We start from the raw sequence: 23,514 nt of genomic DNA, 5'->3' as shown, positions 1-23,514 counted from the left end.
GTTATGTCTATTGCCCACAATATTCAACATCTACAAACACTGCTTCCAGCTCATGTAAGGCTGGTAGCAGTGTCTAAAACCAAACCCGTAAGTGATCTAATGGAGGCCTATACTGCAGGACAACGAGATTTCGGGGAAAATAAAATTCAAGAAATGGTATCCAAATGGGAAGAACTCCCAAAAGATATCCAATGGCATATGATTGGTCATGTACAAACGAACAAGGTCAAATACATGGCCCCCTTCGTATATCTTATTCATGGTGTAGACAGTCTTAAACTTCTCAAAGAAATAAACAAGCAGGCAGCCAAAAATAACCGTGTAATCAATTGTCTATTACAGGTACATATTGCAGAAGAAGACACCAAATTTGGTATGGACAAAGAGGAACTAGCCAGGGCCCTATCACCAGAGGTTCTTAGCACCTTATCGAATGTAAAGATTAAAGGTCTAATGGGAATGGCAACCTTTACCGATAACCAATCGCAGATTGAAAAAGAATTTACATTTTTAAAAAATCTATTCGATACCTATAAAAATACCCACGGATTAGATACCCTATCCATGGGAATGAGCGGTGATTATGAACTAGCTATTAAAACAGGAAGCACCATGGTGCGAATAGGAAGTAGTATTTTTGGTCATAGATAAGGTAGTTTTTTTACCTTTGTATGACTTTTAATATAAAGCCCAAATCTATACATACTTTTGTACGCTATTCTTGACATAGAAACAACCGGCGGGAAATACGATGAAGAAGGAATTACCGAAATTGCCATCTACAAATACGATGGTAAAAAGGTAGTTGATCAATTTATCTCGCTAGTGAATCCGGAAAAAGAAATACAACCCTTTGTGGTTAATCTTACCGGGATTAATAATGCCATGTTGCGAACAGCTCCCAAATTTTATGAGGTAGCCAAACGGATTGTAGAGATTACGGAAGATTGTACTATTGTGGCTCATAATGCCCAGTTTGATTACCGTATTTTAAGTACCGAATACCGCCGCTTGGGCTTTCAATTTCAAAGAAAAACACTGTGCACAGTGGAACTTTCTCAAAAACTACTACCTGGTAAAGAATCCTATAGCCTAGGAAAGCTTGTGCGCTCCTTAGGAATCCCTGTGAGTGACAGGCATCGAGCCAATGGCGATGCACAGGCCACTTTAAGACTCTTCAAGCTTTTAATTGACAAGGATACTTCTAAAACTATCATCAGAGAGGCTGTAAAGACAGATCTGCAACAGCAAATGGCGCCTAAGTTATTAGATATAGTGCACCAATTGCCTACGAATACTGGTGTTTATTATATTCATAGAGAAGATGGTGAAATCATCTATATCGGCAAAAGTAATAACATTAAAAGAAGAGTGAATCAACACTTCACAGGCAGTTCTTCTAAAGCAAAACGCATTCAAAGAGAAGTGGTGGCAGTAACTTATGAAGAAACCGGGAATGAGCTGATTGCGTTATTAAAAGAAAATGAAGAAATAAAGCAAAACCAGCCAATATTAAACCGTAGCAGAAAACGAAAGTTATTCTCGTTTGCCCTTTTCAGTCAACCTAATGAACAAGGATATATTTCCTTTTACATTGATAAGGTTTCTGCAAAAAATACACTCACTCCCATAACCACTTTTGCCTCTATACATGAGGCTAAAAACATCCTATACAGGCTTGCCGATGAATTTATGCTGTGTCATAAATTTCTAGGGTTATCAGAAGCTCGAAAGAACTGTTTTAATTATACCGTTAAAAAATGTAATGGCGCCTGTATATCTGAGGAATCCATTGAAGAATACAATCAACGAGCTACCCTTGCTATTGAAAAATTTAGCTTTGATAGCCAAAATATGATTCTTGTAGACCACGGTCGAGAAATTGATGAACGAAGTGCTATTTTAATTGAAAACGGGGTATTCAAAGGACTTGGCTATATTCATCTAAACTACCAGCTAAGCAATGTTGATATCCTGAGAACTCTGCTAACCCCCATGGATGACAACCCCGATGTACGGCATCTAATTCAATCCTATCTTAGAAAAAGGAAAGTTTTGAAGATTGTACGATTTTAATTTTTTGTAGCTTTGGGAGGAAGCCTTCATTTATGAAAGAATTAAAATCAAAATACGATCTTTTTCGTCAACAGGTACACATCATTATATACGGTACCAATACCGTTGCAGGTAGACTTTTCGACCTCGCTCTGTTGGTACTTATTCTCCTGAGTGTTTTAATGGTTATGCTTGAAACGGTGGACAAAGTAGACCAACGTTTTCACCAATTTCTAATTATTTCTGAGTGGGTCATAACCATCTTTTTCACCATTGAATACATTCTTCGGATCATTTCCATTAAAAAACCACATCAATACATTTTTAGTTTTTACGGTATCATAGATCTGATCGCTATACTCCCTATGTACCTATCCTTCTTTGTGACAGGCACGAGTGTATTGGCTGTGGTTAGAGCCCTTAGATTACTTCGTATTTTCAGAATCCTAAATTTAGTGCATTTTACAGGCCAGGCCTCTGAATTAAAACTTGCTATAAAAGCCAGTCGTACTAAAATCATTGTATTTATCTATTTTGTCCTGGTGGTATGTATCTTACTTGGATCCCTCATGTACGTCATTGAAGGAGATGCAAGCGGCTTTACGAGTATTCCTGTCAGTATTTACTGGTGTATTGTCACCCTTACCACGGTTGGTTATGGCGATATTGCTCCCATTACCCCCTTGGGGCAGGTTATTGCGTCACTAATTATGATTCTGGGTTATGGAATAATCGCGGTTCCTACTGGTATTGTAACGGCAGAATTTGCTAGAGGCCGAAATTCCGGACTATTTTTAAACTTAAGAAATCCCTGTGTAAACTGTGGTACAGAAGATCATCGTGAAAATGCTGATTATTGTTATCACTGTGGACATCCTTTACATGATGAAGCGTAAACCCTTATTAATTGCTGTAGTTGGCCCTACGGCCATTGGAAAAACAGCCTTGGCTATCCAACTTGCAAAACACTTTAAAACAGTAATCATTTCTGCAGATTCCAGACAGTTTTATAAAGAAATGTCCATAGGAACTGCAGTACCTTCCCAGGAAGAACTTGCAGAGGCTACTCATTATTTTATTCAACATAAAAGTATCCATGACTCCTACTCCGTAGGCGATTTTGAACGGGACACATTAGGACTACTGGATACCTTATTTCTGGAACATAAAGTGGTTATCATGGTAGGTGGCAGTGGCATGTATGTGGATGCCGTAGTAAATGGAATGGATACCTTTCCGGAGGTAGATCCTAAAATCAGAGAATTTCTAAACAAGCAGTTAGCTGATCATGGAATTGAGGGTTTACAAAAGCAATTATCAGAACTAGATCCTGTCCACTTTCAAAAAGTAGATATCCATAACCCGCAACGTGTTATTAGAGCCCTGGAGGTATGTTTGGCCTCAGGACAGCCCTACTCTTCTTTTTTAAACAAACATACAACCACGCGCGCTTTTGACACCTTATATATGGGATTAGAAGCGCCTCGAGAAGTGGTCTATGACCGTATTAATACAAGAGTGGATGTGATGATACAAAGCGGACTTGTAGAAGAAGTAAAGTCTTTACTGCCCTACCGCAATACCAATGCCTTGCAAACGGTTGGCTATCGTGAGTTATTCGCTTATTTCAATGAACAATCGAGTCTTGAAGAGGCAATAGAAGAAATTAAAAAGAATACCCGTCGCTTTGCCAAAAGACAATTTACCTGGTTTAAAAGAAATCCTCAAATACAATGGTTTTCTTATCCCGTACAGCTTGATGAAGTGACTTCTTATCTCAAAGAACGGATGTCATAAAAAAAGCCACGCATTGCGTGGCTTTGTCTTATAAAAACACCTTACATTAGGCTTCTTTCTTAATTACCAAACGGAAACCTTCTCCGTGAATGTTGATGATTTCTACATCTTCATCCATTTTTAGATACTTACGTAATTTGGCAATATACACATCCATACTACGAGATGTAAAATAATTATCATCTCTCCATATTTTAGTCAGCGCCAATTCACGAGGCATTAAATCATTCTCATGAAGTGCAAGAAGTCTCAACAACTCATTCTCTTTTGGTGACAATTTAATAGGCTCTTCATTTTCAAAAGTCAGAAAACGAAGTTTTGAATTCAAATGAAATCTTCCAATTTGGAACTCAAACTGCTTACTTTCAGCCACTGATTCAGTAGACTTACGTTGTATAATGGCTTTAATCTTTAACAATAACACTTCTGAATCAAAAGGCTTATTAAGATAATCATCCGCTCCAGATTTATAACCTTTAAGCACATCTTCCTTCATGGTTTTAGCCGTTAGGAAAATAATGGGTACATGCTCATTCTTCTCACGAATTTCTTTGGCTAAGGTAAAACCATCCTTGTATGGCATCATAACATCCAATATACAAAGATCAAAGTTGTCCTTACGAAACTTCTCAAATCCTTCCATACCGTTTTTCGCCAGAACAACATCAAAATCGTTCATAGCCAAATAGTCCTTTAATACAGTCCCAAAGTTGGGATCATCTTCTACAAGTAGAATTTTTTTATTTGCTGTCTCCATACATTATTATATTAATGGCAACTTAATAGTAAAAGTGCTTCCTTTTTCTTTTTCACTTTCGGCATATACTTCGCCTTGGTGATCTTCTACAATTCTTTTCACATATGCCAGCCCTAAACCATGGCCTTTAACATTGTGAATATTACCTGTGTGTTCTCTATAAAATTTTTCAAATACCTTCTTCAATACTGCCTTACTCATCCCTGCTCCCTTATCCTGAATTTTGATGATAATATTGTTTTTTACCACTTCAGTAAAAACATCTATCTCAGGTGAATTAGGAGAGTACTTAATAGCATTATCTAGAATATTCACCAATACATTCGTAAAATGTACATCATTGGCCAGTACATCTGCATTTTCAGCTTGGAAATGGGTTCTTATATACCCACCCCGATCTTCTATTAATAACTGTACATGATTGATGGCATCTTCTATCAATTCATGAGCATCCAACGGTTCTTTCGATATATCTAACTGGTTTTTTTCCAGTTTAGAAATACGAAGAACATTTTCAACCTGTGCATGCATCCGTTTATTCTCATCACGGATCATTTGCAGGTATCGTTTCACCTTTTCGGTATCATCAAGAATCTTGGGGTTTTTAATCGCATCCAGCGCCAAATTAATGGTTGCAATGGGTGTTTTAAATTCATGTGTCATATTATTAATGAAATCAGTCTTGATTTCAGAAATTTGTTTTTGACGCATTAACTGGTACAAAGCACTCGAGTAAGCAACAATAATAATCAAGGTAAAAATAATTGACAATGTCGCCATTCCTATAATCGAAGATAATAAGTACTTGCGCTTATGTGGAAAGTCTACAATGAGCTCGTAATTCGTTTTCCCCTCATTACTTTGAAACAGAGGCATTGCATAGCGCACATTAGGATTGAGTTTAAAGTTCTTGGAACGAAGCTTTGTAGCCATCCCGTTACTTTGCACTGCATATTCAAAATCAATGTTAATGTGCTGATTTTCCAATTCTCGCTGCAACAACAACTCAATTTGAGCACTGTTAACACGCTTGGTAATCGGTAATCTATTGGCAATATCCCTAAAAGAAACCTCAAACTGAGCTTTATCTATAGAGGACAAATTTCCGAGTTTTGTAATCTTTTCAGCTGGGGTGTATGTCTTACCATCGATCCCATAGGATTCCCTAATAATCTGCGTAGTGCGCTTACTAGTATAATTTTTTATGGTTGATGTATCGGCCGTAAAATCAAAGAGCGTTGAAGATATATTATAATCTTCCTCTAATATTCCATGAGAATAAACAAAGGTTTCATTGGTATTCTCGTCTTTGTCAATAAAAATAAATTCACTTACCTGAGACTCTTTAAGGGTCCCAACACTGTCAATAAGTTTCAACAACATATCCGAGTACTGCCGTATTTCCCGCTGCTCAATAGCATCTGTAACACTGCGCAATACCTGCGTAACTGTATATGAAAATTGTTCTTCCTTATTTTCAACGGAAGTTTTAATCCAATATCCTTGCACAAAAATGATGCCGATAAGTGACATACTCATCAGAATCACTAATAAAATGAATAACTTCTTACTCATTCAGTCAAAATTAAGTGTTTCACTAAGAGTAGGTATAGCCTTTAACCTAACCTTAACACAAATGTTAAAATATTAATATGTTTCAGACAGAAGGAGAAGCTTTCTATGAATGTCTTCTACTTCCTTTTCAGTATTTTCAATCAGAATATTCTCAATCACGTAATCGGATAAAGCTACTTTTTTTGATTCATCCCATTGATGGTTTATTCTACTTTCCACCGCTTGTTGAGTAACCCCATCACGAGAGACAACTCTATGAATACGAACCTCTAAAGGTGCGGTAACTGTGATAATCTTATCGCAGTTTTTATAGGAACCACTTTCAAATAAGATGGCAGCTTCTTTAATCACATAAGGAGCCTTCTGCCCGCGCACCCAATCTAAAAAATGTTGCTGCACTCTGGGGTGAATAATAGCATTCAACCTGGCTAACTTATCACTATTTACGAATACATTATCCGCAATAAAAGCTCTATTAGGAAGCGTTCCATTATAAGCCTGCTCTCCCAATAACTTTATTATTTCAGTACGGATTTCAGAGGATGTTTCCATTAGATCCGCTGCCTCTTTATCGGCTATATACACAGGTACTCCCAAATTAGCAAACATGCGAGCTACGGTTGTTTTACCACTTCCTATTCCACCGGTAAGACCTACAATCATTGTTTTCGTATTAAGAAATTAACCTCAGCTTCTTTTAAAAAAACAGCTCTAATATGTTCCGGTTTGGTCGTAATGGAAAGCATAACCCGTTGTCCATCGTTACTTTTCTGTTCAAAATCCGCGATTACCTTTATCTGCTGAGCAGTTAACTCTTTAAGATTACTAATACTTCCTGTGCAAAGTATGTCTACTTCTGAAGGAAATAAACGAACCTGTGAACTCTCTGGCAAATTTTTAGGGGTAATTGAAACCTTAATCACACGTTCACTTACCTTACTTACATCTCCCTTTATCTTTACTTGATGCGGATGTAATGAAAAGGTTGCTTTACTTGGCGTAATTAATTTCACTTCTTCTTCAAATGAACTTTTCACCTTGCGCAATTTCGTGGCTTGAGTCTCTACATACCAGGTCTCTTCTAGCAGTGCAGAATTGCCATAAATGGTAACTGAATCAGGTTCTACGGTAAAAGGCCTGGTAAGTTGATATCCCGTTTCAAAACCGATACTTACATTCGGTTTTACAGGTACCTTCTTTGTATGCAATTCCTCAATAGGTATCCAAACCGTATCAGGCTCAATCCCCCTGACTTCAATCCTTGAAAATAAATGATCTCGAAGGGGTTGCAGCAATTGGTCTGATAATAAATAATACCTGCTGTCTTTTTCTCTTAATTGATTATGAGACATCTGTAAATTAGGACGTCTCAGGGAATAACGCACCAATACAAATCCAGTGGACTGCACCGTTGCCTTTATTTGGGTTGATTTGTCTCCATTTATATAAAGACCCTTTGGAAGTTCTCCGTAATGAACGGTAAAGGTCATCTCCTTTTGGTAGGTCTTAGATAATTTTGTAAACATCCAAGAAACTACAGAAAAAATCAGAAAAAAAGTGAATACTACCGATTTCTTCTGCTGGAAAAGGCGTTGAAAAGGGCTTCTATATCGATTCTTATTCATCTACTTAAAGAATAGGTGCGGAAATAACTCTTCTGGACTCTTTTTAACAAGTCGTAAAACCAAAGTTGACCTCAAAAAACCATATCCATATCCAAAAAACTGAATGCATACAGCAATTAGGGTCATTAGTCCTACTTTCCAGCTTTTATTTTCTCTGGCACTATGCATTATGATCACAATAAAATAACTGGCATATAAAAGTATTCCAGCTACTTGCCCGAAAAACAACAAACTTAATGCCACAACAAACCCTATACAAAACAAGGCCGGAAACCAATAGGTGATTTTAGCTGTGTAAGGATATCGATTATTAAGTATAGGTCTGGTTTGACCAAACTTATTGACTTGCTTATAAAATTTCTCCCATGATATACGCCTTTTGTGGTATACAAATGCATCTTCTATAAGGGCTGTTTCATAACCCGTTTCCCATAATCGAATAGTTAGGTCAGGGTCTTCTCCCGGGTGAATTTTCCCATAGCCTCCAGTGGCTAAAAAGGCCTCCTTGGATATTCCCATATTAAAACTGCGCGGCTGGAATTTATTGACAGATTTTTTACTTCCACGAATACCTCCTGTGGTAAAAAATGACGTCATACTATAGTTAATGGCCTTTTGAATAGTAGAAAAACTATCTAGAGCTGCATCAGGACCACCAAAGCAGTGTACAAAATTCTTGTCTAAAAAACTTGCTACAGATTCCAGGTAATGTTCAGGAAGTATACAATCAGAATCTAATATGATAAAGTAGGAACCTTTAGCTAAACGCATTCCATAGTTACGGGAATCACCAGGTCCGGAGTTGGACTTACACAAATAATGAATATCCAGTTGTGATTGAAACTTTGCCACCTCTGCCTCGGAAGTTATTTGAGAACCATCCTCCACAATAACGACTTCAAAGGTTTGATCATACGTTTGAGCTGCAATACTCTCTAGTAATTCACGAGTTTCATCAGGCCGGTTATACACTGGCACAACTATAGAAAAATGTATATTCATTTTACAAAAATACATATTTTAACAACGAAAAAAGCCCCTTTTACAAGAGGCTTTTAGATATTCATAAGGATATATTATGGATTGAATTTTTCAATCACTTCTTGACTTACTCCTGTATTTGAGAATCCACCATCATGGAATAAATTCTGCATAGTCACCTTTTTAGTAAGATCTGAGAAAAGAGATACCGTGTAATCTGCACAGTCTTGAGCTGTAGCGTTTCCTAGTGGAGACATAGCCTCTGCATACGCAATAAATCCATCAAATCCTTTCACTCCTTGACCTGCAGTGGTTGGGGTTGGTGATTGAGATATGGTATTCACACGTACTTTTCTATCTTTCCCAAAGAAATAACCAAAACTTCGAGCAATAGACTCAAGGTACGCCTTATTATCTGCCATATCATTATAATCAGGGAAGGTACGTTGTGCAGCCATATACGTTAAAGCTACAATACTTCCCCACTCGTTCATAGCATCATTCTTATACAAAGTTTGACAAACTTTATGGAAAGAAACCGCTGATACATCCCAACCTTTGGTAGTGAAATCATAATTAGATTCTGTATAATGAATCCCTTTTCGTACGTTTACAGACATACCTATAGAATGCAATACAAAATCAAGTTTTCCTCCAAGAATTTCCATTGCCTTGGTTACCAAATTCTGTAAATCTTCCATATTAGTTGCATCAGCAGGGATAATCTGAGAACCTGTTTTTTCTGCTAAAGCATTGATTTGCCCCATACGCATTGCAATAGGTGCATTGGTCAATACAAATGTACCTCCTTCAGCATGAACGCGTTCTGCCGTTTTCCACGCAATTGAATTTTCATCAAGTGCACCAAAGATGATCCCTCTTTTACCTTTCAATAAGTTGTAAGACATATAATCGTGTTTTTAGGTAGTTGTTATTTTGACCAAAGATACAATTATTGATCAATAAGCAACTCTGTTAATTTGTTATTTGTTTTTTATTAAAACGCCTGATTTCTAGGCTAATAATTCCTTTGCGTGTGCAAGAGCTGATTCCGTAACAAGGTTTCCTCCCAACATTTGCGCTATTTCAACTATTCTTTCTTCCTTAGAAAGTAAGGTAAGTTGGGTTGCTGTAACACCTGACACCTCTTCCTTAAACACCTTATAATGATGCCCTCCTTTGGAAGCTACCTGCGGTAAATGAGTAATAGAAAACACCTGTCTACTGGCACTCATTTCCTTCATAATAGCTGCCATTTTAGAAGCAATTTCACCAGAAACCCCAGTATCTATTTCATCAAACATGATGGTTGGAAGGGACATATGTTCTGCCATGATTGCCTTAATCACCAACATTATTCGTGACAACTCCCCTCCTGAAGCTACCTTTTTAAGCTCACCAAAAGCGGTTCCCTTATTAGCTGAAAATAAAAACACAAGTGAATCCTTACCATTGGCAAAATAGACCTCAGAAGGAGCTACTTCAATTTGAAACTGCGCATTAGGCATTCCCAATTCAGCCAACATGGTTTCCAATTGCTTTTTCAATTTAGGAATCACTTTCAATCGATTAGCACGTATTTGTTCCGCTATTTTATCGGTAAACTCAGAGGCCTTTTCCACCTCCTTTTGCTGCTCCTTAATAAACTCTTCTGCATTTTCTACCACCCCCACTTTCACCTCTAAGGCTTTTTCAATCGTAAGCAACTCCTCTACAGTTGCAACCTGATGCTTTTTTTGGAGATCATATATTCTTTGAAGTCGAGCACTTACCTGCTCCAATTGCCCAGGATCGCTTTCCAATCCTTGCACTTGCATTTGTAACTCTTGATGAATATCTTCCGCCTCTATAAATAGCGATTGTAGTCGATCGGACAATTCCTGAAATACCTTCCCATAACTGGTAAGTTTTTGAAATGTGGACTTCAGTTCACTTAGTGAACTTAGCACGCCAACACTCTCCTCAGAGAATAACTGAATCCCAGCTGCAAGTCGTTCTTGAATGGTTTCTATATTGGAAAGCTTCTCATGTACTTCCTCCAGTTGTTCTTGTACTCCAGCTTGCAATTTAGCTTCCTTTAGTTCTTTTAAAAGGAAAAGATTATAGTCATATTCCTTTTGAGCTTCTGCTTGGCTATCCACCGTACTTTTTAACACTGCTCGAGCTTTCTGCAGTTCCTTATAAGCACTTGTATACTTTTCTAAAACCAATGTGTTTCCAGCCACAGCATCAATGAACCCGAACTGAAAAGCAGTATCTCCCAGCTGTAAGGTCTGATGTTGAGAATGCACATCAACCAGTTGTTCTCCTAAGGAGCTCATTACATCTAAGGTAACTGGTGTATCATTGATAAAAGCTCTGGATTTTCCACTAGGAAGAATTTCTCTACGAATAATGGTGGAAGCATCAAAATCTATGTCTTCTGCAGCAAAAAAAGGCGCTAATCCGTAATGCTCAATATCAAATACTGCCTCAATAACACATTTCTCTTCTTTATTCTTTAAGCTATTCAGATCCGCTCTTTTACCTAATACCAACGAAAGCGCGTCCAGGAGAATGGATTTCCCAGCCCCCGTCTCTCCGGTAATCACCAAAAAGCCTTCAGAAAAACGCACTTTAATATCCTCAATAAGTGCAAAATTTTTAATGGAAAGAGATTGTAACACAGCTGTAGGTTTTAATCAGCCTCAAATATAATGATTTCCTTGGGTGCGCAAATGCCTTTTACGGCTTAATTCGTTGCCACTTATCGGCATGAATCGGTGCTACTTTATTCAAGATTTGAACTAAACTAGACGTATTTACCATAGGTCCTCCAGAGAAAATTTGTTGAATTTCATCTGCTTTAGCATCAAAGAAGGTTTGGGTAAGCAGTGCATTAGGACGGCGACCTGCTAAAATTTCAAATTGTCGAATACTAGCCGATATCACATCTTTACCTCCCTTTCGGTCTTTAACCATCGTATCTAACCCTAAACGATGATAGTTGTACATAGCAGAGCGATATTCCTTAAAAGTATTTGAAAGCAAATTATCCGTTAATTCCCATCGTGTACGATTCCCTTCCGTCTGTTGCCATCCGATATAGCCGCTACTTTGGGCCATCGTAACGATTTGTTGCGCCTGACGATAATATTCTGTACCGCCATTGGCCTTAAAAGTATCCGCATCAATTCCTAAAATTACATACACATAATAGGCTATGACTGCAGTTAAGTTCGAATCAAAACTATTGGGATTAAAGAATATAGGTTGGTATTCCTGATAGGCAAATGAAAAGTTTCTGTCATTAAAATTGAAAACAGTGGTTTTGTAGGATGAATCGAAAACCGGTCTGTTTGACTGAACTTGGATGGTAGCTTGAAAACGGTCCGATTCATAGCTAGACACCGTAATTACCATGGAGCAATTAATACGCTCATTATTTCCCACCGTTTTATCAGTCCAACGGGTTTGATTGACAAACTCATTGAGAGATCGCTGTAATGTTTGAAAAATTTGCCTATTAGTTTGATTGACCTGCTGATAATTGACCTGAACGCTACAATTCAATTCCTGGGCTCCAATGGTCCCAATACAACATAATACAACTAATAAAGCAACTACATTACGCATGGATACGAGAGATAATTTCATTTATAATATCCTGAGCTACTTCCACTTTAGTTTTCAATGGAAAATCTATCGAAACTTGCTCTTTGTCTATAAAGGTAATTTTATTTGTTGATTTACCAAAACCAGCTCCTTGGTCATTCAGAGAATTAAGTACAATGGCATCTAAATTCTTTCGCTTTAGTTTGCCAATAGCATTGTCTTTCTCGTTTTCCGTTTCTAAGGCAAAACCCACTAGAAATTGCTGTTTTTTCAGCGTTCCTAAAGAGGCTAATATATCCTGGGTCGGCTCCAACTCTATATGTAACGCTGAAGTCGCTTTTTTTATTTTCTGATCAGCCACAGATGTAGGTCTGTAATCAGCAACTGCTGCTGCTAAAATAGCTACATCTACATCGGGATAATGAACATGGGCGGCCTCATACATCTGTTTGGCGCTTACTACACGCTCGACGATTACCTGAGGATGAAATTCAGTTTCAGTGGATGGTCCTAACACTAATACCACCTCAGCCCCTAAACTAGCGGCCGAATTAGCGATAGCTATTCCCATTTTTCCACTGGAATGGTTTCCAATAAAACGCACAGGATCGATGGCCTCATAGGTAGGACCTGCGGTGACTAAAAATCGTTTCCCTCTAAGTGGTAATTTTTTGTACAACTCTGCCTCTACAAAAGAAAAAATATCTTCAGGTTCTGCCATTCGCCCTTCTCCAACAAGTCCACTAGCGAGTTCACCATGAGTTGCCGGAATCATAATGTTGCCGAAAGCTCTTAAAATATCAAAGGTGTTTCGCGTAGAGGAATGTCTGTACATATCCAGGTCCATTGCCGGGGCAAAAAATACAGGACATTTGGCAGAAAGGTAGGTAGCTAACAAAAAATTATCACTTACACCATGAGCCATTTTAGACAATGTATTAGCCGTCGCTGGTGCTATAAGCATGATATCAGCCCACAACCCTAAATCCACATGATTATTCCAAAGCCCATTCTCTTCACCTTCACTGGTAAAAGAAGAATATACCGGATTTTTTGAAACTGTAGAAAGTGAAAGTGGGGTAACAAATTCTTTGGCACTGTCCGTCATAACTACACGTACATGGGCTCCTGCTTTCACAAAAAGCCTTACCAAAGAAGGAGTCTTATAAGCGGCAATGCCACCTGTAATTCCTAACAGTATGTTTTTGCCGCTTAGTATAGACATAATATGGTAGGATTATTTTTCCTCTGTATTTCTGTAGTAAATTTTATTCTCCAACCACTCTTGAACTGCTAATGCATGTGGTTTTGGTAATTTCTCGTAGAATTTAGAAACTTCAATTTGCTCTTTGTTTTCAAAGATCTCCTCTAGGCTATCGTTATAAGTAGCAAACTCTTCTAACTTCTCAATTAACTCCTTTTTAATCTCAGCGTTGATTTGTATCGCGCGTTTAGCGACAATAGAAATAGCCTCATAGACATTTTCCGTAGGCGTATCTAACTTATTGCGGTCATACGTAATGGTAGTTACCGGCGCTTCTGTCTTCTTTAAATCGCTCATATATCCCTTAAATTATTTCGATGTAACTGTTTTTAATTGTTCCTCTATCTCTGCCTTCATAGCATCCGCTTTGTCCGCATACTTGGTCTGTGGATAGTACTTTTTCAGATTGTTATAATGGCCTTCGGCCTCTAGTAAACGCTCTTCTATTTTATAACTTACACTATTAATGGCAAGTCTATAAGCGGAATCAAATCTGTAAAACATCGCATCTTCTCTATAGATACTACCTGGAAAATCTAATAAGAAGTTATTGAACGATGTCACAGAGGACTCATAATTTCGTGTAGTATTGTACTGCTTAGCTATTTCGTATTCCTTACGTTGAAGTTTTTCACTCAACTCTTGCGCCATCTTATTAGCTTCAGGCAAGTTCTCTGAGGTAGGATACTGATTGATATAAAGCTGCAATTTTTCGATTGCCTTATGGGTTTCAGTTTGGTCGATACTATATTTAGGCGAACTTAAATACAAGCACTTTGCAGCTAAAAATGCCGCTTCTTCAACCTTCTCACTACGAGGATATGATTTTGCAAAACGCTCAAATTGATATCCCCCAGTATAATAATCTCTAATCTGATAGAAAGAATTGGCATACATAAAGATGATACGCTCACCTTGAGGCTTACCTATATATTGAGGAGCAATCTGCTCAAACAAGCGATTGGCTCTACGGAAGTCTCCTTCGTTATAAAACTTCTCAGCCAAATCATACTTTAATTTGGCATCCTCACTTTTCAGTACTTTCTGATATTCATTACATGAAACTGTAAGTACCAGTGTAAGTAACACTACTGCTAGGTATCTCATTTTTTTTAACATTGGGCAAAATTAGACATTTATCTGTTATAATAAAAACTATTTTTCAAGCTAAAATAACAGATAAACATCTAGAAAAATTGCATTTAAGGAAGATTTAACTCCCCTTGGCTCAGGCCGTAACCTGATTCAATTGCTTTAAAAAAGCGGCAATCTTATGTTGAAGAGACTCCGTGGCACCTACTAGCGGTAAACGTACATCATCCTGGCAGACCCCTAATTGCTGTAACATACTTTTAATACCTGCAGGGTTTCCTTCTTCAAAAATAAGATCAATACTCTCCATTATTTGATAATGCAGCTTGGAAGCTTCTATAGCATTTCCTTCTAGGGCATATCGCACCATTTGAGAAAATTCTCTTGGTAATCCCTGACCAATTACAGAAATAACACCAGCTCCACCTGCCAATGTCATGGGAAGGGTAATCATATCATCACCAGAAATTACTAAAAATCCTTCTGGCTTATCTTTAATTAAACGAAAAGCCTGAACGGTATCTCCAGCAGCTTCTTTAATACCTATTATATTTGTAAAGTCCTTAGCTAATCGCACTACAGTAGAAGGTAACATATTTGAGGCGGTTCTACCAGGAACGTTATATACAATTACCGGAATTGGGGAAGCCTGAGAAACAGCTTTAAAATGTTGATAGATCCCCTCTTGTGTTGGTTTGTTATAATAAGGTGACACAGACAAAATCGCATCATATTCCCCATATTCTCCAGAGGTCAGTTCTTCAACAACCTCTGCAGTATTATTACCTCCAACACCTAAAACCATAGGTACTCTTCCCGCATTTGCTCTGGTAATAGTGCTTTTCACTAGTTCTTTCTCTGCTTTAGTCAAGGTAGCGCTTTCAGCAGTAGTCCCTAACACCACTAAATACTCAACTCCTCCTTCAATTACATAATTTACCAATCGCTCTAAAGCCTGTACATCTACAGATTTATCCTGTTGGAAAGGGGTAATTAGTGCTACACCAGTTCCTAAAAATTTTGTATTCATTGTTTTCCAGTTATCGTATTACTTGTAAGTATTTCATCATTTCTTTTTGGAAGGCTGCCATTTCTTTAAGTTCACCTTTAAAGTGAATATCATTAAACTTCGCTCCAATTCCATCAAACCCTAATCGAATGTTTGCATCTACTCGAGCAGATACCGCCAAAATAGGCACTTTAGGTTCTTGAAAATAATTAATTAAAATATCGTAGGTATTCCCTAAAAAAAGGTTCACTTCTTCCTGTTTATATACTCCTTTCCATTGAAGTCCATCAGGCGTGAAATAAGCGATGGATGCATCTCCTGGCTGTTCTTTATATCCCAGCAGGTGAAAATTGCTTGATTCAAGTCCGAAAACTTCACAAAATGAGTTCAGCTGTTCTGGTCGATTAAATGCATTTAAATCCACTAAACAAGCTACTTTTTTTACAGCCTTTACATCAAATGACCGATTGCTTTTTGGGGTCAGAGCTACTTGATGTAAAAATTTCTTAGCTGACTTTCTTTTGAGTGCTTTTAAAAACATGTACTTTTACGATATCTTGTTGCAAAATTAATCAATAAAATACTGCAACTATTGCATTTTCGACAAATCTTAACTTATGAAAATTAAACATTTTGTTATTTTTATAACATTTAGTTTGTTTTGGAGCTGTTCAGAGACACCAAAGCATATCCATCGCATTGAAGGCACCCAACTAAATGTAAACGACTCTTTGAGTGAGAATCAACAAATTGAGGACTTCGTAAAACCATACAGAGACCATATTGATAAAGATCTAGCCAAAGTACTCGCCCATAATCCGTCAACTCTAACCAAAACAGACACCCCATACAATACGGCTCTTGGTAATCTTATGGCAGATGCCGTTTATCAAATGACCAATCCAATTTACAAAAACAGAACTGGGAGAGAAATAGATTTTGTAATTCTAAATAACGGAGGTATACGATCTTCACTACCCAAAGGTGATGTAACCACTCGTTCCGCCTTTGAATTAATGCCTTTTGAAAATATGGTCGTGGTAGTAGAAATTTCAGGTGATCGGATGCAAGAATTAGCTCAGTATCTTATTAAAGGAAAAACAGCCCATCCACTTTCGAACCAATTTCAGCTTCACTTTAATAAGGATGAAAGCATTTCTACATTTACCGTAAAAGGAAAGCCGATAATAGCGGAACAAACCTATCATATAGCTACCACCGACTACCTAATGAACGGAGGGGATCACATGAACTTTTTTAGTAATCCAGTTTCAGTTACTGAAACAGACTACTTATTACGAAATCTTCTAATAGACTATTTCACAGCCATTGACACCATATCAGCTGTTTCAGATAATCGATTTGGTCCAAACAATTAATTTTGTACTTAATTAATAGTAGCAATGAAACGTAGACAATTTATTCAACATACAGCAGGTGCATCTGCACTGGTATCCTTAAGTGGACTCCCACTGACAAGTTGTACCTCTTTAAATACAAAAAAGCATATTACTATTTTACATACCAATGACACTCACAGTCATATTGATGTAATTCCCGCGGATGATCCAAGAAACCCTAATCAGGGAGGAGTGGCGCGTAGAGCCATACTAGTAGAAAAAATTCGTCAGGAAAATCCAAATACGCTGCTCCTAGATGCTGGAGATATTTTTCAAGGCACTCCGTATTTCAATTACTATGGCGGAGAATTGGAATTTAAACTAATGAGTATGCTTAAATACGATGCCGCCACCCTAGGTAACCATGATTTTGACAACTCAATTGACGGTTTATACGCGCAACTTCCACATGCTAAATTTGATTTTATTATTTCCAATTACGATTTTAAAAATACCGTTATGGATACCCATACTAAACCTTACAAAGTATATCATAAGGACGGTATACGTATCGGCATTTTTGGGTTAGGTATCGAACTCGATGGGCTCGTAAACAAAAAAATGTATAAGGAAACCTCCTTTCTACCTCCTATAGAGATAGCCCAGGATATGAGTCGGATTTTAAAAGATGAAGAGCGTTGCGATTTGGTTATTTGCCTTTCTCACTTGGGGTATCATTATGAAAACAGCCAAAGACCTTCAGATCTACAAATAGCCGCCAATACCGAGGACATCGATCTCATTATTGGAGGACATACCCATACCTTTTTAAAGAAACCTACGGTAGTTAAGAATCGTAAAGGAAAAAATATGCTTGTAAATCAAGTAGGTTGCTACGGTATAAACGTAGGTAGAATCGATTTCTATTTTGAAAATGGAGAAACCACAGCTAACGGTTCCACCATCATCGTATAACTATATTTTCATCTCATTAGGTTCATTGGATGATTGTATTACATACTGACTAAACATCCAATGAAATCCTGAGAAGGCCAGCAACACCACCGCTTTTAAAAGCAACAACCCTTCTATATACATATGCACACCATATGCCAAGGTAGATATAACCATCACAATACTGCTTCCAAGCAACCATCTATTTGCAATTGTTCGCCTACTAAAGAATTCTACCCAAGCCATTAAAACCAAAAACCCAATAGAAAGCGTATAGGCCATAATTTCAAAGAAATCCTTTTCAATCATTTCGTAGAAATAAAGAAACGGAACTAGGTATACAAGAAAAAAGGGAACAGAAACTAACAAGATAGCCTTATAGGAAAGATATTCTATATTATTAAACACCACCAGACAATACATCAGATTACCTAAGGCATATAAAACAAGGCCCCAACTAAAATTGGTCGAATCTATAGTAAACACGGTATCACCGATAAATACAGCCAGAAGACTTAAGAGATACAACCGATCCCTTACTGAGGTGTTCATCAAATAATACACCAATACCAACGGTATCGTCAATATACCTGTAATTTTACGACTTGCTTCAGGATTCTCCCATAAGCGAAATATATCCAATACAGGTACACAAAACACGGCCAGGATGGCAAGATAGCTAACGATGGACCGCAACTTATTTTCTACAATCATACCTGCAGCATTTCTTTAAAATCATATTCACTGATTATTGGAACTCCCAGAGCAATTGCTTTATCCTTTTTACTAGGACCCATATTATCACCCGCAATCACATAATGAGTTTTGGAAGAAATAGAAGAGGCAACCTTCCCCGCGTTATCTTCAATCATTTTCTTTAGTTCATCTCTTGACACACTTTCAAAAACCCCAGAAACCACAAATATTTTCCCTTTGAGTTTGTCAGATTGATTCATTAATTGCTGGGCTGAAATCTCCATTTGCACTCCATGCTGTCTAAGACGATTAATACTCACCAAATTTTCCTCTTTGGCAAAAAAATCAAGTACACTTTCAGCTATTTTCACCCCAATCTCATCCACCATGGTAAGCTCTAATAATGTAGCTTTAGAAAGCGCATCAATAGACTTATACTCCTTGGCAAGTTTTTTGGCCACTGTTTCACCCACAAAACGAATTCCCAAGGCAAAAAGGACTCTTTCAAATGGAATTTCTTTAGACCTCAACACTCCATTTACCAAATTCTCAGCACTTTTCTCGGCCATACGCTCCAAGGGAACCAACTGCTCTGTGGTAAGTTCATATAGATCTGCATAATTATGGATAAGACCTTCTTTGAAGAGCAACTCGACTGTTTCCGCTCCCATGCCTTCAATATCCATTGCTTTTCTAGAAATGAAATGCTGTATTCTTCCTGTGATTTGAGGTGGACAACCATAATAATTTGGACAGTAATGCTGAGCTTCTCCTTCAGTGCGCACTAGTGGGGTATGACATTCTGGACAATTGGTAATATAAGATGTTGGCGATGTACCCTCGCTTCTCTTAGCCAATTCCACTCCCACTATCTTAGGGATAATCTCTCCTCCCTTTTCCACATACACCGTATCCCCTACTCGAATATCCAACTTCTCTATTTGATCCGCATTATGCAGTGAGGCTCTTTTTACGATGGTCCCTGCCAATAAAACAGGCTCCAGATTAGCAACCGGGGTAATAGCCCCAGTTCTTCCCACTTGATAGGTAATGCTATTTAACACTGTTGAAACTCGTTCAGCTTTAAACTTATACGCCATGGCCCATCGGGGAGATTTAGCGGTATATCCTAATTCTTGTTGTTGTTGAATCGAATTAACCTTAACCACAACTCCATCTGTCTCATACGGAAGCTCATGACGATGTTCATCCCAATAGTTAATAAACTCCATAACCTCTTCTGTAGATTTACAAAGGCGGGCTTCTTTAGGGACCTTAAACCCCCAATATCTAGCCTTTTCTAAACTTTCATACTGAGTGGTTATACCGGTATGTTCTCCTACAATAGTATACAATAGACAATCCAAAGGTCTACGGGCCACTTCACTACTATCTTGAAGTTTTAAACTTCCACTGGCTGTATTTCTAGGATTCATATAAGGATCTTCTCCTGCAGCAATACGCTCCTCATTCATTTTCTGAAACCCTTCAAAAGGCAAGACAATTTCCCCGCGTATATCAAACTTAGAAGGGTAATCCCCTTTAAGCTGAAGAGGAACACTTCGGATGGTCTTTATATTGTTCGTTACATCATCTCCTTGAAACCCATCGCCCCGCGTTACTCCTTTCACTAATTTACCATCTTCATAGGTAAGACTAATGGAGGCGCCATCATATTTTAATTCACAAGTAAATGCAACACTTTCAGGACCTACAATTTTTAGTATTCGCTTTTCCCAATCTTCCAAGTCTTCTTTAGAATACGAATTATCCAGAGAGTACATACGATGCTCATGTACCACCGTTTCAAAATTCTTGGTAATCATCCCACCCACTCTTACAGAGGGAGAATTAGGATCATACAGTTCAGGATGGGCAGCTTCTAGTGCTTGTAACTCTTTCATCATTTCATCAAATTGAAAATCAGAAATAGTGGGAGCGTCTAGTACATAATAATTATAATTATGCTGTTCCAATTCTTCTCGCAATCTGCCTATGCGTTCTTGTACCCCTTTCATATACTATTTTTGTGCTTTTATCATACGGTCATTACCGTACATATCTTTTTGTAAACTACTATTTTTAAACTGATGTTTTGCGAGCAACTCCTTCATCTCTACCCCGAGATATTGATTGATCTCAAAAAACAACCATCCTCCTTCTTCCAGATACCGTTTCGCAAGTTCAGTGATCGCCTCATAAAAAATCAGCGGATTCTTATCTTCCACAAATAAAGCCGTATGTGGTTCATAGGCCAGTACATTTGATTTCATGGAAGCCTTTTCCAACATACGTACATAAGGTGGATTGGAAACTATAACATCATAGGTTTGTGATAATTGCGTGGTCTCCAAAATATCTGTCTGAATAAATATCACAGAGGCATTATTATTTTCAGCATTGCGTTTAGCCACCTCCAAGGCTTTGGATGATATATCAATAGCTGTTACCTCAGCATTAGCTAAGCTCTTTGCTAGCGATATGGCAATACAACCACTGCCAGTACCTATATCCAATATACGTAAAGGAACATTCTTATCTACAGTTTCCCCGATCCACTGTACTAATTCTTCGGTTTCTGGACGTGGAATGAGTGTATCAGGTGTCACCTCAAAGGTTAGGCCACAAAAATAGGCTGTTTTCAGAATATATTGCAGTGGTTTTTGTTCTTTTAATTCCGCTAAAGCCTCAAACAAAGGTTGCTCTTCCTCCTTTGAAAGTGACATCTCAGGCTGCAAGGCTAATGTCAACCTTGTAAAGTCATAGTACTGTTCAATCAGACGATAAAAAAAGGAATCAATTTCCATGGCATCATAAACAGCTTCTAACTCTTTATGAAATATTTGTTTTATTTCTTTCAATCTCATACACGCATCTACTTATAACAACGACCCTATATAATTATGTAACAAACCTACAGAAATCGCTATGGCTACACTCAATAAGGTTCCTATAATCATATACTCTGTAAGCTTTCGGTCCTTTGCTCTTGATAAATCACTAAATCTAAAAATAGACTTAGCAGCTATTAACCATCCAATGGCTGCCCATTGATCAAACACCACAAATCCAAAAATCATAAGTCGCTCGACAATACCAATATACATTCCTGCATTTTTCAAAGACTCATTTGCCGAGTCCTCTTCTAGCTTCCATGATGACATTAATACCCTGATCACTATAGCTCCTACTTGACTCACCAAAATAAGAGAAGTAATACTCAATAACCATTTTTCACTTTTAAAAAGAAACCATATATCACTAGTTGGGTAATAAGCATAGGCTACACCTATAATTAACACTAAATGCGCTAATTGATCGACTATAAATGCTTTTGGAGAGGCCTCCTGCTTCTGAGTATATATCTTAAGTATATCTATCCCGTAATGCCCTAAGCAAATTGTTAAAATACCAACCCAATATTGGGTGTCAAATTTCAACAGTACAACTAATAAAAGGGCATGTACTAACACATGAATATACAAGAATTTAGAAGCGACTTTATAGGTGTTTTTATGAGCAACCCAGCTAGCAGGTTGCAAAACAAAGTCTCCTAATAGGTGTGCTAATAAAAAAGTAATCACTAAAACTATCATACCAAAGAGATTTGTTTTCTATAAAATTGTTCTAATTTTCGAACCTCTTCAAAGCCCCCACGCTTTAAAGCCTCACTTATATTACTTTGTGATTTCCCCATAAGGGTTGCAATGGTTGCCTGCTTTTTCTGGGGATGCTCAATGACTTTACAAATAACAGCCGCTACGGTATCACTCCAAGTATCCATGGTCAACAAGGCCAAAGAAAGCATCACATCCAATATTTCATTTAAAAACTCATGAGGTGTAGCTATGGCCATCGTCTGTTTTTTGAGTCCATCAAAACAGGTCCCCGACAAAACATAAGCTTGGCCTGTTGCACTGGTAACCCTATCTGCTTTAGAATCTTCAGACCCAATACCTATGCCCATACGAACATCTAAACCCGAATGTCGTTTAACACTGGCCTTAATATGTATAGCCGCCAATAGTGCCTCATTCACTTCTATTTTCAACTGAAAACTATCGCCCCTATACAGCTCCCAATCTGGGCCATTCATCCCATATTCTGCCAGTACCCCCTTTAAGGAATCCTGCCATAGCGCACTTGGCGACTTCCTGGAATTGATAACATCTCCTGTAATTACAGCTATCATTGGTTACATTTTTATTCAAATATCTGAAAAATATCAGATATATGAAAATATCCTATAAAAAACAGATAATTAATTTTATCTGAGCTAGAGCAGAATTACAATTTCTTCAACATCCATACGGGACAAGAATAGTGCCCTGTATCACCCAAGGGAGCATCAATATATTGAAAACCTACTTTTTTATAAAGCTTTTGCGCATCCTCCATATAAGGCATTGTCTCCAAATAACATTGATCATATCCCAGTTCTTTAGCCTTAGACAGACATACTTCCATCATCTTTCTCCCCCATCCTTTACCTCGCACTTGATCCAGAAAATACATCTTTTGAAGTTCACATACATTTCCATCAAAATTATCTAATTGAGCGATACCAGCACCTCCTAAAACATGTCCATCAACCTCTAAAACAAAATAACAGGCTCCTTCTCTTGAGTAGGTTTCACTCATACAATCTAATGCCTTATCAGCATAGGCAGTACCTACTTTAGGAACCCCCATATCCTCCAAAACTTTACGAATAACACGAGCAACCTCCCTATTATCTTTAGAGGTAATTTCACGAATAATTACAGAATTCATTC

Annotated in this window: 25 protein-coding genes; 6 read left to right on the top strand and 19 right to left on the bottom strand. The window is 37.8% G+C overall.

Annotated features, from left to right (window positions below):
* The first annotated feature begins 3 nt into the window (after positions 1-3).
* The 4 genes from PT603_RS02650 to miaA are packed head-to-tail and all read left to right on the top strand — an operon-like array spanning position 4 to position 3,852.
* A complete protein-coding gene (locus tag PT603_RS02650) occupies positions 4-651 on the top strand; it encodes a YggS family pyridoxal phosphate-dependent enzyme (protein ID WP_008238725.1) in 648 nt (215 codons plus the stop codon).
* Between the two features lie 57 nt (positions 652-708).
* The gene (locus PT603_RS02645; protein ID WP_008238724.1) at positions 709-2,076 is read left to right on the top strand and encodes an exonuclease domain-containing protein; all 1,368 of its coding nucleotides are present in this window, start codon (positions 709-711) and stop codon (positions 2,074-2,076) included.
* Positions 2,077-2,108: 32 nt separating this feature from the next.
* Positions 2,109-2,951 carry an ion transporter gene (locus PT603_RS02640; RefSeq protein WP_008238723.1) on the top strand — a complete coding sequence of 281 codons (843 nt, stop codon included), beginning with the start codon at positions 2,109-2,111 and terminating at the stop codon, positions 2,949-2,951.
* Positions 2,941-3,852, top strand: a complete 912-nt coding sequence (gene miaA, locus PT603_RS02635) for a tRNA (adenosine(37)-N6)-dimethylallyltransferase MiaA (protein WP_008238722.1) — start codon at positions 2,941-2,943, stop codon at positions 3,850-3,852. The genes PT603_RS02640 and miaA overlap by 11 nt, the downstream gene beginning before the upstream one ends.
* 46 nt (positions 3,853-3,898) lie before the next feature.
* Here the strand turns inward: miaA and PT603_RS02630 are convergent, their stop codons facing one another.
* The 13 genes from PT603_RS02630 to PT603_RS02570 form a co-directional block, all read right to left on the bottom strand.
* Positions 3,899-4,609, bottom strand: a complete 711-nt coding sequence (locus tag PT603_RS02630) for a response regulator transcription factor (RefSeq protein WP_008238721.1) — start codon at positions 4,607-4,609, stop codon at positions 3,899-3,901.
* Positions 4,610-4,615: 6 nt separating this feature from the next.
* Positions 4,616-6,184 carry a sensor histidine kinase gene (locus PT603_RS02625; protein ID WP_008238720.1) on the bottom strand — a complete coding sequence of 523 codons (1,569 nt, stop codon included), beginning with the start codon at positions 6,182-6,184 and terminating at the stop codon, positions 4,616-4,618.
* A 72-nt stretch (positions 6,185-6,256) separates the two neighbouring features.
* Positions 6,257-6,847, bottom strand: coding sequence for a dephospho-CoA kinase (gene coaE / locus PT603_RS02620; protein WP_008238719.1), 591 nt, complete (start codon positions 6,845-6,847; stop codon positions 6,257-6,259).
* Positions 6,844-7,809, bottom strand: a complete 966-nt coding sequence (locus tag PT603_RS02615) for a CdaR family protein (protein WP_008238718.1) — start codon at positions 7,807-7,809, stop codon at positions 6,844-6,846. Before PT603_RS02615 ends, coaE begins: the two co-directional genes overlap by 4 nt.
* A complete protein-coding gene (locus tag PT603_RS02610) occupies positions 7,810-8,811 on the bottom strand; it encodes a glycosyltransferase family 2 protein (protein WP_008238717.1) in 1,002 nt (333 codons plus the stop codon).
* 74 nt (positions 8,812-8,885) lie between these two features.
* Entirely contained in the window at positions 8,886-9,698 is an 813-nt protein-coding gene (locus PT603_RS02605; protein WP_008238716.1) for an enoyl-ACP reductase FabI, read from the bottom strand.
* A 105-nt stretch (positions 9,699-9,803) separates the two neighbouring features.
* Entirely contained in the window at positions 9,804-11,456 is a 1,653-nt protein-coding gene (gene recN, locus PT603_RS02600) for a DNA repair protein RecN (RefSeq protein WP_008238715.1), read from the bottom strand.
* A gap of 58 nt (positions 11,457-11,514) precedes the next feature.
* Positions 11,515-12,405, bottom strand: a complete 891-nt coding sequence (porD, locus tag PT603_RS02595; RefSeq protein WP_008238714.1) for a type IX secretion system protein PorD — start codon at positions 12,403-12,405, stop codon at positions 11,515-11,517.
* The gene (gene coaBC, locus PT603_RS02590) at positions 12,398-13,609 is read right to left on the bottom strand and encodes a bifunctional phosphopantothenoylcysteine decarboxylase/phosphopantothenate--cysteine ligase CoaBC (protein WP_008238713.1); all 1,212 of its coding nucleotides are present in this window, start codon (positions 13,607-13,609) and stop codon (positions 12,398-12,400) included. Before coaBC ends, porD begins: the two co-directional genes overlap by 8 nt.
* A gap of 12 nt (positions 13,610-13,621) precedes the next feature.
* Positions 13,622-13,945 carry a DNA-directed RNA polymerase subunit omega gene (locus PT603_RS02585; protein ID WP_008238712.1) on the bottom strand — a complete coding sequence of 108 codons (324 nt, stop codon included), beginning with the start codon at positions 13,943-13,945 and terminating at the stop codon, positions 13,622-13,624.
* Positions 13,946-13,957: 12 nt separating this feature from the next.
* On the bottom strand, positions 13,958-14,755 hold the full coding sequence (locus PT603_RS02580; RefSeq protein ID WP_008238711.1) for an outer membrane protein assembly factor BamD: 798 nt from the start codon (positions 14,753-14,755) through the stop codon (positions 13,958-13,960).
* A 121-nt stretch (positions 14,756-14,876) separates the two neighbouring features.
* Positions 14,877-15,770 carry a 4-hydroxy-tetrahydrodipicolinate synthase gene (gene dapA / locus PT603_RS02575; protein ID WP_008238710.1) on the bottom strand — a complete coding sequence of 298 codons (894 nt, stop codon included), beginning with the start codon at positions 15,768-15,770 and terminating at the stop codon, positions 14,877-14,879.
* A 10-nt stretch (positions 15,771-15,780) separates the two neighbouring features.
* On the bottom strand, positions 15,781-16,290 hold the full coding sequence (locus tag PT603_RS02570) for a DUF6913 domain-containing protein (protein ID WP_008238709.1): 510 nt from the start codon (positions 16,288-16,290) through the stop codon (positions 15,781-15,783).
* A gap of 76 nt (positions 16,291-16,366) precedes the next feature.
* Between PT603_RS02570 and PT603_RS02565 the strand changes: the two genes are divergently transcribed.
* Together PT603_RS02565 and PT603_RS02560 are read left to right on the top strand one after the other, a co-directional pair.
* Positions 16,367-17,128 (top strand): 5'-nucleotidase C-terminal domain-containing protein, encoded by a 762-nt coding sequence (locus tag PT603_RS02565; protein WP_008238708.1) that lies wholly within the window; start codon positions 16,367-16,369, stop codon positions 17,126-17,128.
* Positions 17,129-17,152: 24 nt separating this feature from the next.
* On the top strand, positions 17,153-18,064 hold the full coding sequence (locus PT603_RS02560) for a bifunctional metallophosphatase/5'-nucleotidase (RefSeq protein WP_008238707.1): 912 nt from the start codon (positions 17,153-17,155) through the stop codon (positions 18,062-18,064).
* Here PT603_RS02560 and PT603_RS02555 read toward each other — a convergent pair whose 3' ends face one another.
* The 6 genes from PT603_RS02555 to PT603_RS02530 all read right to left on the bottom strand — a co-directional run bounded on the left by PT603_RS02555 (position 18,065) and on the right by PT603_RS02530 (position 23,512).
* Entirely contained in the window at positions 18,065-18,757 is a 693-nt protein-coding gene (locus PT603_RS02555) for a lysoplasmalogenase family protein (RefSeq protein ID WP_008238706.1), read from the bottom strand.
* Positions 18,754-20,757: an NAD-dependent DNA ligase LigA gene (gene ligA / locus PT603_RS02550; protein WP_008238705.1), complete on the bottom strand. Its 2,004-nt coding sequence runs from the start codon at positions 20,755-20,757 to the stop codon at positions 18,754-18,756. The genes PT603_RS02555 and ligA overlap by 4 nt, the downstream gene beginning before the upstream one ends.
* A 3-nt stretch (positions 20,758-20,760) precedes the next feature.
* A complete protein-coding gene (gene prmC / locus PT603_RS02545) occupies positions 20,761-21,606 on the bottom strand; it encodes a peptide chain release factor N(5)-glutamine methyltransferase (RefSeq protein WP_008238704.1) in 846 nt (281 codons plus the stop codon).
* Positions 21,607-21,618: 12 nt separating this feature from the next.
* Positions 21,619-22,335, bottom strand: a complete 717-nt coding sequence (locus tag PT603_RS02540; RefSeq protein WP_008238703.1) for a DUF3307 domain-containing protein — start codon at positions 22,333-22,335, stop codon at positions 21,619-21,621.
* On the bottom strand, positions 22,332-22,931 hold the full coding sequence (locus tag PT603_RS02535; RefSeq protein WP_008238702.1) for a hypothetical protein: 600 nt from the start codon (positions 22,929-22,931) through the stop codon (positions 22,332-22,334). The genes PT603_RS02540 and PT603_RS02535 overlap by 4 nt, the downstream gene beginning before the upstream one ends.
* A 95-nt stretch (positions 22,932-23,026) precedes the next feature.
* Positions 23,027-23,512, bottom strand: coding sequence for a GNAT family N-acetyltransferase (locus PT603_RS02530; RefSeq protein ID WP_008238701.1), 486 nt, complete (start codon positions 23,510-23,512; stop codon positions 23,027-23,029).
* Positions 23,513-23,514 lie beyond the last annotated feature (2 nt).

Origin of the sequence: Imtechella halotolerans (assembly GCF_028743515.2) — a bacterium.
GTDB lineage: Bacteria > Bacteroidota > Bacteroidia > Flavobacteriales > Flavobacteriaceae > Imtechella > Imtechella halotolerans.
The sequence above is the reverse complement of the archived record's forward strand: the minus strand, read 5'-3'. Positions and strand labels throughout refer to the sequence as shown.

Bases quoted from the DNA above. Each gene is read 5' to 3' on its own strand.
- PT603_RS02650 (WP_008238725.1), top strand. From the start codon at position 4: ATGTCTATTGCCCACAATATTCAACATCTACAAACACTGCTTCCAGCT.
- PT603_RS02640 (WP_008238723.1), top strand. From the start codon at position 2,109: ATGAAAGAATTAAAATCAAAATACGATCTTTTTCGTCAACAGGTACAC.
- miaA (WP_008238722.1), top strand. From the start codon at position 2,941: ATGAAGCGTAAACCCTTATTAATTGCTGTAGTTGGCCCTACGGCCATT.
- PT603_RS02630 (WP_008238721.1), bottom strand. From the start codon at position 4,609: ATGGAGACAGCAAATAAAAAAATTCTACTTGTAGAAGATGATCCCAAC.
- PT603_RS02625 (WP_008238720.1), bottom strand. From the start codon at position 6,184: ATGAGTAAGAAGTTATTCATTTTATTAGTGATTCTGATGAGTATGTCA.
- coaE (WP_008238719.1), bottom strand. From the start codon at position 6,847: ATGATTGTAGGTCTTACCGGTGGAATAGGAAGTGGTAAAACAACCGTA.
- PT603_RS02615 (WP_008238718.1), bottom strand. From the start codon at position 7,809: ATGAATAAGAATCGATATAGAAGCCCTTTTCAACGCCTTTTCCAGCAG.
- PT603_RS02610 (WP_008238717.1), bottom strand. From the start codon at position 8,811: ATGAATATACATTTTTCTATAGTTGTGCCAGTGTATAACCGGCCTGAT.
- PT603_RS02605 (WP_008238716.1), bottom strand. From the start codon at position 9,698: ATGTCTTACAACTTATTGAAAGGTAAAAGAGGGATCATCTTTGGTGCA.
- porD (WP_008238714.1), bottom strand. From the start codon at position 12,405: ATGCGTAATGTAGTTGCTTTATTAGTTGTATTATGTTGTATTGGGACC.
- coaBC (WP_008238713.1), bottom strand. From the start codon at position 13,609: ATGTCTATACTAAGCGGCAAAAACATACTGTTAGGAATTACAGGTGGC.
- PT603_RS02585 (WP_008238712.1), bottom strand. From the start codon at position 13,945: ATGAGCGATTTAAAGAAGACAGAAGCGCCGGTAACTACCATTACGTAT.
- PT603_RS02580 (WP_008238711.1), bottom strand. From the start codon at position 14,755: ATGAGATACCTAGCAGTAGTGTTACTTACACTGGTACTTACAGTTTCA.
- dapA (WP_008238710.1), bottom strand. From the start codon at position 15,770: ATGAATACAAAATTTTTAGGAACTGGTGTAGCACTAATTACCCCTTTC.
- PT603_RS02570 (WP_008238709.1), bottom strand. From the start codon at position 16,290: ATGTTTTTAAAAGCACTCAAAAGAAAGTCAGCTAAGAAATTTTTACAT.
- PT603_RS02565 (WP_008238708.1), top strand. From the start codon at position 16,367: ATGAAAATTAAACATTTTGTTATTTTTATAACATTTAGTTTGTTTTGG.
- PT603_RS02560 (WP_008238707.1), top strand. From the start codon at position 17,153: ATGAAACGTAGACAATTTATTCAACATACAGCAGGTGCATCTGCACTG.
- PT603_RS02555 (WP_008238706.1), bottom strand. From the start codon at position 18,757: ATGATTGTAGAAAATAAGTTGCGGTCCATCGTTAGCTATCTTGCCATC.
- ligA (WP_008238705.1), bottom strand. From the start codon at position 20,757: ATGAAAGGGGTACAAGAACGCATAGGCAGATTGCGAGAAGAATTGGAA.
- prmC (WP_008238704.1), bottom strand. From the start codon at position 21,606: ATGAGATTGAAAGAAATAAAACAAATATTTCATAAAGAGTTAGAAGCT.
- PT603_RS02540 (WP_008238703.1), bottom strand. From the start codon at position 22,335: ATGATAGTTTTAGTGATTACTTTTTTATTAGCACACCTATTAGGAGAC.
- PT603_RS02535 (WP_008238702.1), bottom strand. From the start codon at position 22,931: ATGATAGCTGTAATTACAGGAGATGTTATCAATTCCAGGAAGTCGCCA.
- PT603_RS02530 (WP_008238701.1), bottom strand. From the start codon at position 23,512: ATGAATTCTGTAATTATTCGTGAAATTACCTCTAAAGATAATAGGGAG.